Source organism: Vibrio sp. S/42/10 (assembly GCF_029890535.1).
In the GTDB taxonomy this organism is placed as follows: Bacteria; Pseudomonadota; Gammaproteobacteria; order Enterobacterales; family Vibrionaceae; genus Vibrio; species Vibrio cyclitrophicus.
Genome location: NZ_JAKMZC010000003.1, coordinates 184,558 through 198,097, shown reverse-complemented (window position 1 = coordinate 198,097; position 13,540 = coordinate 184,558). Strand labels below are relative to the sequence as shown.

Sequence of the window (13,540 nt, the reverse complement as noted above, 5' to 3'; positions counted from 1 at the left end):
AAACGCCCGCTAGAGAGCGGGCGTTTTGATTCTCAATTAACTAATTAATCAATTAGATAATCAGAATTAGAAGTCGTAACGTAGACCTAGAGCTAGCTCGTCTTCAGCTTGTACTTTAGTAGCGCCAAAGTTTACACCGTCAGCATTACCGAACTTGTCACCTTCAGAGATAAGGTTGAAGTTGTACGAAATGTACGTACGGAAGTTAGGCTTGAAGTAGTAAGTAGCATCGATTGCAACGTTGTCAGCAGATGTATCACCATCTGTTTCTGCGTTGTTGTACGTTAGCGTGAATGCAGTCTTATCTAGCGTGTACGCAGTTGCGAATTCGTAACCTGTGTAGTCACCGTCTTTCTTCGCTAGTTCACCATCTGTGAACGTACCAGCAAAGTATAGCGCTTCAGTACGGAAAGAAGCTGCTAGCATGTATTCGTTTTGGTCAGCTTGGTCTGCGTAACCAGCACCTAGCTTAAAGCCAGAGTCGCCGATAGCGTAGATACCAGATAGAGAGTAGCCATCAGCGTCGTTGTCACAGTACTCACCGATGTTACAACCATTAACAACACCTTCTTGACGGTCAGCAAAACGGTAGCTTGCTTTTACGCCTAGGTCTTGGAATTGACCTTTGTATGAAACCATGTTGTCTGAACGATCTGCTACAGCAATTTTCATTGCAGCAGAGTTACCGTGGTAAGACATGATATCCGTGAAGTCTGTGATTACGCCTAGCGCACCGTCGTTTTTACCGTAAGTAACTTCACCGAAGTCACCGCCGATACCAGCGTATGTGTAACGGTTAGTGATGTCGCCGTCGTTGTTATCAGTAGAACCGCCGTTTTCAGCCGTTGTGAATTCGCCTTCGTAGAAACCAACACCGTATAGGCCGTCTTGGATTTCAACTTTACCTAGGAAGTTAAGACGTACACGAGTTTTGTCTTCAGCTTTGCCATCTTTTAGAGATAGACGAGCTTCCGCACGACCACCGATCTCTAGAGAAGTGCCGTTTGAGCTGTATACAGAAGTACCGTCAATACCACCAGCTTGTTTACCGTCGGCTGCTACAGCGTTAGTAGCAAGAGCTGCAGCAGATACAGCAAGCGCGATCATAGTCTTGTTCATGTTATTATTTCCTAATTACTGTCCATAGAAGTTTTATCAAGGATTTGAACCCTTTTGTGTATTGCCTGTATTAATCAAGCTTCATAACCATGATTAGAACAGAAGTCTAAAAAATGCCAGTGCAATCCATGAGTTACTTTTTACCCCTAAAGTTCCATAGCTAGTTAGTAAAATGATATCAATAAAAATTGTGAACACTGTTTTATTATATTTACTGTTGTTTAAGTTTTTGTTTTTAATGTTTTTTTATAAAAGTGTGATCTGTATTTATTTGGTTTGTTTTTGTTTTTTTTAGGTATTTGGTCGGTGATTTATTGATGAGGAGGTTATTATTCATTTCTGTGATGTCTGTAATTTAGACCTAGATAAAGCTTTTATAACGCAAAGTGGAATAAAGGTGATTTAGCTATCAAGTTTGTTTACACTAAGCCAAATTGTTTTGTTTCTATCACCTAATAAAGATGTTGGGTGAATTTATGTTGGTCAAAGAAAGCTTTGGCATAGAGGTAAAAAATGGAAAAGGTTCCAATGACAGTACGTGGCGCTCAGCAGCTACGTGACGAATTAGATCGCCTACTTAAGCTACGCCCTGTTATCTCAGCAGCTATTGGTGAAGCACGTGAACTAGGTGACTTGAAAGAGAATGCTGAATACCACGCAGCTCGTGAAGAGCAGGGTATCTGTGAAGCTCAAATTCGAGATATCGAATACAAATTATCACTGGCTCAGATCATCGATGTAACCCAGATGGATAACACAGGTAAGATCATCTTTGGTACGACAGTGACTTTGGTTGATGTGGATACTGATGATGAATTCCGTTACCAAATTGTTTCTGAAGATGAAGCCGATATCAAAACCGGTCGTATTTCAGTTAAATCACCTATTGCTCGCGGTTTGATCGGTAAGATGGAAGGTGACGAAGTTCATATTTCTACCCCTGGCGGTGATAAAGACTTCGAAATCGACAAAGTAGAATACATCTAATTGAATTTGCTTTGTTTCTGATAAGTAAAAAGGTCGCTTAATGCGACCTTTTTCGTTTCTCACGCTACACTAAAAGATAAGCACTATGGCTTTCTTATTGCGTTATTGCGTTATTGCGTTATTGCGGAGCTAGCTTGAAGTCAAACTAGCTTATTTGCGTGGAATCTCGATTTTACGTGCTTCTGACTGACGGAACAGTACAAGAACTTTACCGATAGTTTGTACTTTTTCAGCTTTAGATTCACGTACAATTGCATCGATAATCAGTTGTTTAGTCTCACGGTCTTCTGATGCAACTTTAATCTTGATCAGTTCGTGGTGGTCTAGAGCTAATTCGATTTCCGCTAGAACAGCTTCAGTAAGTCCATTTGCGCCCATTAGCACTACAGGTTTTAAACTGTGAGCTAGGCCCTTTAGATGCTGCTTTTGTTTGGTACTTAGGTTCATTACGCGGCCAATTTTATTTAGTATTAGGGTTGAAAAAACCTATTTTAACGCCATCTAAAGCTGAAGACTATAATTTATTCAGCAATTAGTACTTTCCTCCAATTTAGGTATCCAATGAGCAAACAGAAACACTCGGCCAGTTCAGGTCGTTGGTTGAAGGAACACTTCGACGACAAGTACGCAAACGAAGCAAGAAAGAAAGGTTATCGTTCACGTGCTTATTTCAAAATGGAAGAGATTCAATCTAAAGATAAATTGCTGTCTCCTGGGATGACCATTGTGGATCTGGGCGCAGCGCCTGGCGGTTGGTCTCAATATGCTGCTAAGATTATTGGCGACAACGGACAAATCATCGCGTGTGACTTGTTACCAATGGACCCGATTGCCGGAGTTAGCTTTTTACAAGGTGATTTCCGGGAAGAAGCTGTTCTAGATGCCTTGTTGGAACGTATACAACCCAACATGGTTGATGTGGTGATGTCTGATATGGCACCTAATATAGCAGGCAATAATTCTGTAGATCAGCCAAGAGCTATGTATTTAGTTGAATTAGCTTTGGATATGTGTCGACAAGTTCTAGCTACCAATGGTAGTTTTGTTGTAAAAGTATTCCAAGGCGAAGGCTTTGACCAATATGTTAAGGACGTCCGTGAGATGTTTAAAACAGTCAAAGTTAGAAAACCCGACTCTTCTCGAGCTCGATCTCGTGAAGTGTTCATCGTAGCCACTGGTTACAAAGGTTAACGATTCTCTTCCAAGAGTGAGAGTTAACAACATGGCTACAGGTTACAAACTGTAGTACCCTACCTTTAATTACAATTAGTTATCGAGAGGCTTACACCTTGAGTGACATGGCAAAAAATTTAATTCTGTGGCTTGTTATCGCGGTAGTGTTGATGTCGGTATTCCAGAGCTTCGGCCCTGGGGAAAGCAACGGCAGAGCAGTAGATTACACCACGTTTGTACAGGAAGTTGGCCAAGGCCAGATTCAAGACGCACAGTTCAATAACAGCGAAATTACCTTCACACGTCGTGGCGGTGGTTCTAAGTATGTAACTTACATGCCTGTTTATGATCAAAAGCTACTTGATGACTTAATTAATCAAAACGTAAAAGTTCAGGGTACACCACCTGAAGAGCAGAGCTTACTCGGCACTATCTTCATCTCTTGGTTCCCTATGATCTTACTAATTGGTGTGTGGATTTTCTTCATGCGTCAAATGCAAGGCGGTGGCGGCGGTAAAGGCGCTATGTCTTTTGGTAAGAGCAAAGCTCGTATGATGAGCGAAGAACAAATTAAAACGATGTTTGCGGATGTTGCTGGTTGTGACGAAGCAAAAGAAGACGTTAAAGAGCTGGTTGATTACCTTCGCGACCCTAGTCGTTTCCAAAAGCTAGGTGGTAAGATTCCTACAGGTATCCTGTTGGTTGGTCCTCCTGGTACTGGTAAAACGTTGCTTGCAAAAGCGATTGCTGGTGAAGCGAAAGTACCGTTCTTTACTATCTCAGGTTCTGATTTCGTTGAAATGTTTGTTGGTGTTGGTGCATCTCGTGTGCGTGACATGTTCGAGCAAGCGAAAAAAGCAGCACCTTGTATCATCTTTATCGATGAAATCGATGCTGTAGGTCGTCAACGTGGTGCTGGTGTTGGTGGTGGTCACGATGAACGTGAACAAACACTTAACCAAATGCTGGTTGAGATGGATGGTTTCGAAGGTAACGAAGGTATTATCGTTATCGCTGCAACTAACCGTCCAGACGTACTAGACCCTGCATTACTTCGTCCTGGTCGTTTTGACCGCCAAGTTGTGGTTGGTCTGCCTGATGTACGTGGTCGTGAACAGATTCTTAAAGTACACATGCGTAAAGTTCCACTGTCGGGTGATGTTGAACCATCTCTGATTGCTCGTGGTACTCCAGGCTTCTCTGGTGCAGATCTTGCCAACCTTGTGAACGAAGCGGCGCTGTTTGCTGCTCGTGGTAACAAGCGAAATGTTTCGATGGTCGAGTTTGAACTTGCGAAAGACAAAATCATGATGGGTGCTGAGCGCCGTTCGATGGTGATGTCTGAAGAAGTGAAAGAGTCAACGGCTTACCACGAAGCGGGTCACGCAATTGTTGGTCGTTTGGTACCAGAACACGATCCAGTGTACAAGGTTTCAATCATTCCACGTGGTCGCGCGCTTGGTGTAACTATGTACCTACCTGAGCAAGACCGCGTAAGTATGTCTCGCCAACATCTAGAATCAATGATCTCTAGCTTGTACGGTGGTCGTCTTGCTGAAGAACTTATCTACGGTAAAGACAAAGTTTCGACTGGTGCGTCTAACGATATCGAACGTGCAACTGATATTGCTCGTAAGATGGTCACGCAGTGGGGCTTCTCTGAAAAACTGGGTCCTCTTTTATATGCTGAAGAAGAAGGCGAAGTTTTCCTAGGTCGTGGCATGAGCCAAGCGAAACATGTTTCTGACGATACAACTAAGTTGATCGATGAAGAAATTCGTATCTTAATCGACCGCAACTACGCTCGTGCGAAGCAAATTCTCGAAGAGAACATGGATATCATGCACTCGATGAAAGATGCACTAATGAAGTTTGAAACGATTGATGCTGGTCAGATTGATGACCTGATGGAACGTAAAGACGACATTCGCGAGCCTGCTGGTTGGGGTGACCAGGCGAAAGCAGAACCTGCAAAGGAAGAAGCTAAACCTGAAGCGAAATCAGAAGAAGCAGCCGAACCAAAAGCTGAAGAATCGAAAGTTGAAGAAGTTAAATCTGAATCAGATGATGCTCAAAACAAAGATTCTTAATCGCTAAGCTTTAAATTAAAACCCTGAGTACGCTCAGGGTTTTTCTGTTTCTAGCCCAAGATGTTTTTACCTTTAAGACCAGCCTTCCATGATATTAAAAGCACACAATAAAACGCTCGTTTTAGACCGCCCACATGTAATGGGTATTCTCAATGTCACGCCTGACTCTTTCTCTGATGGTGGTAAATTTAGTTCATTAGACAATGCTTTGTTACAAGCTAAACGAATGATTCAAGCTGGTGTTAGCATCATTGACATTGGTGGTGAGTCGACTCGTCCTGGCGCTCCTGAGGTTGCCTTAGAAGAAGAATTATCTCGAGTTATTCCTGCTATTAAAGCTATTCGAGCTAGATTTGATGTCTGGATTTCTATCGATACCAGTAAAGCTGAAGTGATGCGTCAAGCGGTTGAAGCTGGTGCTGATTTGATCAATGATGTGCGAGCTTTACAAGAGCCCGGTGCTTTAGAAGCTGCCGCTGATGCGAAGGTTCCGGTTTGCCTGATGCACATGAAAGGTCAGCCAAGAACTATGCAAGCGAATCCTAGTTACGACGATGTTCTAACGGATGTAGAAGCTTTCTTACAAGAAAGGGTTGAAGCTTGTGAGGCTGTAGGGATATCAAAAGAGCAGTTGATTCTGGATCCCGGTTTTGGTTTTGGTAAAACCATTGAGCATAATTACCGCCTATTAGCGCACCTTGAAAAATTTCACACGCTTGGGTTACCTGTCTTGGCGGGGATGTCGAGAAAATCGATGATTTTTAAGCTATTAGACAAAGCTCCTGCGGACTGCATGGTCGCCAGTGTTACTTGTGCGACCATTGCAGCAATGAAAGGTGCACAAATTATTCGTGTTCATGACGTCGAAGATACGTTGGAAGCGATGAAGATAATCGAAGTGATGAATAACAATCACTAATCATAATTAAGGAAAATCAACATGTCTGATAAAAGACGTTACTTCGGCACTGATGGTGTGCGTGGCAAAGTAGGCCAGTACCCGATTACACCTGATTTTGTTCTGAAGCTTGGCTGGGCTGCGGGTCGTGTTCTTGCTAAACAAGGCACAAAGAAAGTGATTATCGGTAAAGATACTCGCATCTCTGGCTACATGCTTGAGTCTGCTTTAGAAGCTGGCTTAGCTGCTGCGGGTCTTCAGGCTACGTTTACGGGGCCAATGCCGACACCGGCTGTTGCTTATCTAACGCAAACTTTCCGTGCTGAGGCGGGGATTGTTATCTCTGCATCGCATAATCCTTACTACGATAATGGCATCAAGTTTTTCTCTTCAGAGGGGACTAAATTGCCAGACGATATCGAGCTAGCGATTGAAGCGGAACTGGATAAAGACATCGAATGTGTTGATTCATTTGAACTTGGTAAGGCGGTACGTTTAAACGATGCGGCTGGCCGTTATATTGAGTTTTGTAAAAGCACGTTCCCAAATCAGATGACGCTTGCAGGAATGAAGATTGTTGTTGATTGTGCCCATGGTGCGACTTACCACATTGCTCCCGCTGTATTCAGAGAGCTAGGAGCTGAAGTTATTGCGATTGGTGTTGAGCCAAATGGTACTAACATCAACCACGAAGTAGGCGCAACGGATGTACGTGCTCTGCAAGCGAAAGTGCTTGCAGAAAATGCAGCGTTAGGCCTTGGTTTTGATGGTGATGGTGATCGTATCATCATGGTTGATGAGCTAGGGAACAAGGTTGATGGCGACCAGATCGCTTACATCATTGCTCGTGATGCACTGCGTCGTGGTGAATTGAAAGGTGGCGTAGTTGGTACACTAATGACGAACCTTGGTATGGAAAACGGCCTTAAGCAGTTAGGTATTCCGTTTGTTCGCGCTGCTGTTGGTGACCGTTACGTAATGGAGCAACTTCTTGCTAAAGGCTGGAAGATCGGTGCAGAAAATTCGGGTCACGTTATCCTATTAGACAAAGTAACGACGGGCGATGCTATTGTTGCTGCTCTGCAAGTTTTGGCTTCGGTAGTCGATAGTGAAATGACATTGAATGAACTTTCTCAAGGTATGACGTTATACCCTCAAGTCCTAGAAAATGTTCGCTTCAGCGGAGATTCAAACCCACTAGAAGCAGAGGCGGTTAAAGCGGCTGTGGTTGAAGTGGAAGCGGAACTTGGCGAGAAAGGCCGTGTGCTATTACGTAAATCTGGCACAGAGCCACTATTGCGCGTAATGGTAGAAGGCGAAGACGCTGAGTTAGTTCAATCTTCGGCACTTAAAATTGCTGATGCAGTAAAAGCAAACTGCTAATTTAGTCTTTATTTAGCAGGTGCAATGATATGTACCTGTTATTAGGATTGGTTGAGTTACAGAACGGTCAAAAGAGGCGAAAATGAGTTTTGTGTCGCTTTTGACCTTTTTTTGACCACTCACTTGGTAAAGGCTTATTTTTTAGCAAATTCTCCTTGTCAGCCATCGCCTCATTCGCTAGTATTGCTCGGCCTTCAGTTAGGAGGTCGCTAGCCTTGTTCTTAAAAATAGTTTTTTGAACGGCGCTGGCTCAACAATTAGGAACATAGGTGGAAAAATGTTTACAGTTCTACTTGTGATTTACCTGTTGGCAGCGCTTGGTGTAATTGGCCTAGTGTTGATTCAACAAGGTAAAGGCGCAGATATGGGAGCCTCTTTCGGTGCTGGCGCTTCAAACACTGTGTTTGGTGCTGGTGGCTCAGGAAATTTCCTTACCCGAATGACTGCAGTTTTTGCAACTACATTTTTTATCCTTAGCTTAGTGCTTGGTAATATGTCTACACATAAGACTGAGTCACAATGGATTGACCCGACTCAAGGTCAGGTAATTCAGCAAGCTGATGATGCAGCGAGTGAAATTCCGGCGCAAGGCGACGAAATTCCACAATAAGCTGTAAAGATTTGATGCCGAGATGGTGAAATTGGTAGACACGCTAGCATGAGGTGCTAGTGCCTTAGGGTGTGAGGGTTCGAGTCCCTCTCTCGGCACCATGTTTACAAACTTGTAAAACATCTTGTTGGGCGTATAATGCTCGCAAGTCGGACGCGGGATGGAGCAGTTTGGTAGCTCGTCGGGCTCATAACCCGAAGGTCGTCGGTTCAAATCCGGCTCCCGCAACCAATTTCAATGCTATTATATAGCTTGTATTGGTAGCAAGTTTGCACAGTGTGAACCTCACTGTGAGTTAAGTGTGATATCAAATATGATGGCACTTAACATATAAGGGTCCAGCAACAAAAACCCCGGCTTATACGGGGTTTTTTGTTATCTAAGCATTTGTAAATGCGTTTAGATAATGTTTGCTTGGAATTTAAATTGGGCTTTGAGCCCTTTTTTTGTTTCTGGAGTGGTTAAATGACTGGTTTAGAAAGACAACTTACTGAAATGCTTGACGCTCCAGTAGCAGCATCGGGTTATGAGTTAGTTGGATTAGAATTTATTCGTGCTGGTGAGCACTCAACGCTACGTATTTACATCGATTCACCAAATGGTATCAATGTAGATGATTGCGCTGAAGTTAGTCACCAAGTAAGTGCCGTAATGGACGTTGAAGATCCAATTTCAGTGGCTTATAACCTTGAAGTGTCTTCACCAGGTTTAGAGAGACCACTGTTCAAAGCAGAGCATTACCAACAATTTATTGGTCACGAGGTAAGCATCGTTTTGAAAATGGCTGTCGGCAACCGTCGTAAATGGAAAGGTGATATCCAATCTATCGAAGGCGAGACAGTAAAAGTATTGGTTGAAGGACAAGAAGAAGAATTCGTCCTTAGCAATATTGCGAAAGCTAACCTGATCCCTAAATTTTAGTTCTCCTAGAGAGAAGAGCTTAAGAGGCTAGATTAATGAACAAAGAAATTTTGGCGGTAGTAGAAGCTGTTTCTAATGAGAAAGCAGTTCCTCGTGAGCGTATTTTTGAAGCGCTTGAAATCGCGCTTGCAACGGCAACAAAAAAGAAAAGCGAATTAGAAATCGAAGTTCGTGTTGAAATCGACCGTAAAACGGGTGATTTCGAAACTTTCCGTCGTTGGGAAGCTGTTGAGGAAGTTGAATTCCCAACAAAAGAAATCTCTATTGAAGCTGCAAAGTACGATGACCCAGAGATCGAACTTGGCGGTTTCATTGAAGATGATATCGAATCAGTAACGTTTGACCGTATTACGACTCAAACGGCTAAGCAAGTTATCGTACAGAAAGTACGTGAAGCTGAACGCGCTCAAATCGTTGAACAGTTTATTGATAACGAAGGCGAGCTAGTAACTGGTGCAGTTAAGAAAGTTAACCGTGATACCGTTATTCTAGACCTAGGTAACAACGCTGAAGCGGTAATCCTTCGTGATGACCAACTTCCTCGTGAAAACTTCCGTCCAGGTGACCGTGTTCGTGGTCTTCTTTACGCAGTTAAACCAGAAGCTCGTGGTTTCCAGCTTTTTGTTACTCGTTCGAAGCCAGAAATGCTAGCTGAGTTATTCCGTGTTGAAGTGCCTGAGATTGGTGAAGAGCTAATTGAACTTAAAGGTGCTGCACGTGACGCTGGTTCTCGTGCTAAAATCGCTGTGAAAACAAACGACAAACGTATCGATCCTGTTGGTGCGTGTGTTGGTATGCGTGGTGCTCGTGTACAAGCTGTTTCTAACGATCTTGGCGGTGAGCGTATCGATATAGTTCTTTGGGACGATAACCCGGCTCAATTCGTAATCAACGCTATGGCTCCTGCTGACGTTGCATCTATCATCGTTGATGAAGATGCACACTCTATGGATATCGCTGTTGAAGCGGATAACCTAGCACAAGCGATTGGACGTAGTGGTCAAAACGTACGTCTAGCTTCTCAACTAACTGGTTGGGAACTGAACGTGATGACTGTTGCTGATCTCGAGAAGAAGCACCAAGAAGAAGCTGTTGCTTCTATTGAAAACTTCATGAAGCACCTAGACATCGAAGAAGACTTTGCTCAAATGCTTGTTGAAGAAGGCTTCTCTACGCTTGAAGAAGTAGCATACGTTCCTGTGAACGAGCTTCTTGAAGTAGACGGTCTAGACGAAGGTATCGTTGAAGAACTACGTAACCGCGCAAAAGACGCACTGACTACTCTAGCGCTAGCGAAAGAAGAAACTTTCGACGGTGTTGAGCCTGCTGAAGACTTACTTGCACTTGAAGGTCTTGAGCGTGAAATGGCTTACAAGCTAGCAGCAAAAGGCGTTGCGACATTGGAAGACCTAGCTGACCAAGGCGTTGATGAACTAGAAGGCATCGAAGACCTAACTGCAGAGCGTGCAGGCGAGCTAATTATGGCTGCGCGTAACATCTGTTGGTTCGGCGACGAAGAATAATTCAGCAAGGAGAGAAAGCGGTATGACACAATTAACAGTTAAAGCACTGAGTGAAGAGATTGGTACGCCAGTTGACCGCTTAATTGAACAACTTGCTGATGCAGGCATGAAGAAATCAGGGTCGGATCAAGTGACTGATTCAGAGAAGCAAACATTGCTAACGCACCTAAAAAAGGAGCATGGTGATACTTCTGGTGAAACAGAACCGACTCGTTTAACTCTTCAGCGCAAGACCCGCAGCACGTTAAGTGTTGCTGCTGGAGGCGGTAAGAGTAAGGATGTTCAAGTAGAGGTACGTAAAAAACGTACTTACGTGAAGCGCAGCACTATTGAAGATGAAGCTAAACGTGAAGCTGAGGAACTAGCTAATCGTGAAGCGGAAGAGAAAGCACAACGCGATGCTGAAGAGCAAGCGAAACGTGATGCTGCAGAGAAAGCACAGCGCGAAGCCGAAGAAAAAGTAACACGTGAAGCGGATGCAAAACGTGATGCTGAAGAGAAGGCTCAACGCGCACAAGCTGAAAAGGCTAAAAAAGACATGAATTCAAAAAATGCAGACGCTAACGCACAAGCGAAAAAAGAAGCGGATGAACTTAAAGCTCGTCAAGAGCAAGAAGCAACTCGTAAAGCAGAAGCTGAAGCAGCTAAGCTTGTTGAAGAAGCTCGTAAGTTAGCTGAAGAGAACCAAGAACGTTGGTCTGAAGAAGAGAAGAAGAAGAAAGAGCAAGAGAAATCTGCGGATTACCATGTAACTACTTCTACTTACGCTCGTGAAGCTGAAGATGCGGCAGATAAGAAAGACGAGAAAGCCCCTCGTCGTCGCAAGAAGAAAGCAGCTCCTGCTAACCAACCAGCAAACAATCGTGGCGGTCGTAACCAACGTGGTCGTGGCGGTAAAGGTAAGCTTGCTAAACCAACTTCAATGCAGCAAGGCTTCGATAAGTCAGCGACGGTTGCTAAATCTGACGTTGCTATCGGCGAAACTATCGTTGTTTCTGAACTGGCGAGCAAAATGTCAGTTAAAGCAACTGAAGTTATCAAAGTAATGATGAAGATGGGCGCTATGGCGACTATCAACCAAGTGATTGACCAAGAAACAGCACAACTTGTTGCTGAAGAAATGGGCCACAAGGTTATCCTACGTAAAGAAAACGAACTTGAAGAAGCGGTACTAGCTGACCGTGACAACAATGCAACGGCTGAAGGTCGTGCTCCTGTTGTTACTATCATGGGTCACGTTGACCACGGTAAAACTTCAACACTTGATTACATTCGTAAAGCACACGTTGCTTCTGGCGAAGCTGGCGGTATCACGCAGCACATTGGTGCTTACCACGTAGATACTGATAACGGCATGATCACGTTCCTTGATACTCCTGGACACGCGGCGTTTACCGCTATGCGTGCTCGTGGTGCTCAAGCGACAGATATCGTTGTCCTAGTAGTAGCAGCAGACGATGGCGTAATGCCACAAACAATCGAAGCAATCCAGCACGCGAAAGCGGCAGGTGTTCCTCTGATTGTTGCTGTGAACAAGATCGATAAAGAGGGTGCAAACCCAGACAACGTTAAGAATGAGCTAGCTCAATACGACGTTATCCCTGAAGAATGGGGCGGCGAGAACATCTTCGTTCACATCTCTGCAAAACAGGGTACAAACATCGATGGTCTTCTAGAAGCAATCCTTCTTCAGTCTGAAGTTCTTGAGCTTACAGCAGTTAAAGAAGGCATGGCATCTGGTGTTGTTGTTGAATCTCGTCTTGATAAAGGTCGTGGTCCAGTTGCAACAGTACTAGTACAGTCTGGTACTCTAAACAAAGGCGATATCGTTCTTTGTGGTCAAGAGTACGGTCGTGTTCGTGCAATGCGTGATGAAAACGGTAAAGACATTGAAACTGCAGGTCCATCTATCCCTGTAGAAATTCTAGGTCTTTCTGGCGTTCCTGCTTCAGGTGACGAAGCGACTGTTGTACGTGATGAGCGTAAAGCGCGTGAAGTTGCAAACTACCGTCAAGGTAAATTCCGTGATGTTAAACTAGCTCGCCAACAAAAAGCGAAACTAGAGAACATGTTCGCGAACATGACGGCTGGTGAAGTTGCTGAACTTAACGTTGTACTTAAAGCTGACGTTCAAGGTTCTGTAGAAGCGATTGCTGATTCTCTACTGAAACTGTCAACTGACGAAGTTAAAGTGAACATCGTAGGCTCTGGTGTTGGTGGTATCACTGAAACTGATGCAACGCTTGCAGCGGCTTCTAACGCTATCATCCTTGGTTTCAACGTTCGTGCTGACGCAACTGCGCGTAGTACGGTTCAGAACGAAAACCTAGATCTACGTTACTACTCAATCATCTACCAACTGATTGACGAAGTTAAACAGGCGATGGGCGGTATGCTTGCTCCTGAATTCCGTCAAGAGATCATTGGTCTTGCACAAGTTCGTGACGTATTTAAGTCACCTAAGCTTGGCGCAATCGCTGGTTGTATTGTTACTGAAGGTACAATTAAGCGTAGCAACCCAATCCGTGTACTTCGTGAAAACGTTGTTATCTACGAAGGTGAACTAGAGTCACTTCGTCGCTTTAAAGATGACGTTCAAGAAGTTAAAAATGGTTACGAGTGTGGTGTCGGCGTTAAGAACTACAACGACGTTCGCGTTGGTGACCAGATCGAAGTATTCGAAATTGTTGAAGTTAAACGTACTCTAGACTAATCAGTCAGTACGACTCGACATATTGACTAAGGTTACTAACATTACTAGTAATGGTAATAAGTAATCGGTTGTTGAATACACCATGGGGGGCTGGTAATTACCAAGCCCCCCATCTTTCTAAGT

General features: G+C 44.0%; 11 protein-coding genes and 2 tRNA genes. 11 read left to right on the top strand and 2 right to left on the bottom strand.

The genetic code is table 11. The features are described 5' to 3' along the window. Positions 1 to 66: 66 nt before the first annotated feature. Positions 67 to 1,119: a porin gene (locus tag L8S15_RS04945; RefSeq protein ID WP_010436108.1), complete on the bottom strand. Its 1,053-nt coding sequence runs from the start codon at positions 1,117 to 1,119 to the stop codon at positions 67 to 69. A gap of 513 nt (positions 1,120 to 1,632) precedes the next feature. On the opposite strand from L8S15_RS04945, the gene greA reads away from it, so the two are divergent. Beyond that, positions 1,633 to 2,106, top strand: coding sequence for a transcription elongation factor GreA (gene greA, locus L8S15_RS04940; protein WP_010436111.1), 474 nt, complete (start codon positions 1,633 to 1,635; stop codon positions 2,104 to 2,106). 150 nt (positions 2,107 to 2,256) lie between these two features. On the opposite strand, the gene yhbY is transcribed toward greA, so the two are convergent. Continuing rightward, positions 2,257 to 2,553, bottom strand: coding sequence for a ribosome assembly RNA-binding protein YhbY (yhbY, locus tag L8S15_RS04935; protein ID WP_004734509.1), 297 nt, complete (start codon positions 2,551 to 2,553; stop codon positions 2,257 to 2,259). Positions 2,554 to 2,667: 114 nt separating this feature from the next. Between yhbY and rlmE the strand changes: the two genes are divergently transcribed. The 10 genes from rlmE (at position 2,668) to infB (ending at position 13,417) form a co-directional block, all read left to right on the top strand. After that, positions 2,668 to 3,297 carry a 23S rRNA (uridine(2552)-2'-O)-methyltransferase RlmE gene (rlmE, locus tag L8S15_RS04930; RefSeq protein WP_010436116.1) on the top strand — a complete coding sequence of 210 codons (630 nt, stop codon included), beginning with the start codon at positions 2,668 to 2,670 and terminating at the stop codon, positions 3,295 to 3,297. Positions 3,298 to 3,404: 107 nt separating this feature from the next. Next, positions 3,405 to 5,369 (top strand): ATP-dependent zinc metalloprotease FtsH, encoded by a 1,965-nt coding sequence (gene ftsH, locus L8S15_RS04925; protein ID WP_016767297.1) that lies wholly within the window; start codon positions 3,405 to 3,407, stop codon positions 5,367 to 5,369. A gap of 88 nt (positions 5,370 to 5,457) precedes the next feature. Beyond that, a complete protein-coding gene (gene folP / locus L8S15_RS04920) occupies positions 5,458 to 6,288 on the top strand; it encodes a dihydropteroate synthase (RefSeq protein WP_102421010.1) in 831 nt (276 codons plus the stop codon). Between the two features lie 21 nt (positions 6,289 to 6,309). Further along, positions 6,310 to 7,650 carry a phosphoglucosamine mutase gene (glmM, locus tag L8S15_RS04915; RefSeq protein WP_016790253.1) on the top strand — a complete coding sequence of 447 codons (1,341 nt, stop codon included), beginning with the start codon at positions 6,310 to 6,312 and terminating at the stop codon, positions 7,648 to 7,650. 277 nt (positions 7,651 to 7,927) lie between these two features. Next, complete coding sequence (gene secG / locus L8S15_RS04910; RefSeq protein WP_010436124.1) at positions 7,928 to 8,260, top strand: preprotein translocase subunit SecG; 333 nt, start codon at positions 7,928 to 7,930, stop codon at positions 8,258 to 8,260. A gap of 16 nt (positions 8,261 to 8,276) precedes the next feature. Beyond that, positions 8,277 to 8,361 (top strand) — tRNA-Leu (locus L8S15_RS04905). 53 nt (positions 8,362 to 8,414) lie between these two features. Continuing rightward, positions 8,415 to 8,491, top strand: a tRNA-Met gene (locus L8S15_RS04900). A gap of 234 nt (positions 8,492 to 8,725) precedes the next feature. Beyond that, the gene (gene rimP, locus L8S15_RS04895; RefSeq protein WP_004738265.1) at positions 8,726 to 9,181 is read left to right on the top strand and encodes a ribosome maturation factor RimP; all 456 of its coding nucleotides are present in this window, start codon (positions 8,726 to 8,728) and stop codon (positions 9,179 to 9,181) included. Positions 9,182 to 9,216: 35 nt separating this feature from the next. Continuing rightward, positions 9,217 to 10,704: a transcription termination factor NusA gene (gene nusA, locus L8S15_RS04890; RefSeq protein ID WP_010436132.1), complete on the top strand. Its 1,488-nt coding sequence runs from the start codon at positions 9,217 to 9,219 to the stop codon at positions 10,702 to 10,704. Positions 10,705 to 10,726: 22 nt separating this feature from the next. After that, a complete protein-coding gene (gene infB / locus L8S15_RS04885; protein WP_010436135.1) occupies positions 10,727 to 13,417 on the top strand; it encodes a translation initiation factor IF-2 in 2,691 nt (896 codons plus the stop codon). The last annotated feature ends 123 nt before the right edge of the window (positions 13,418 to 13,540 follow it).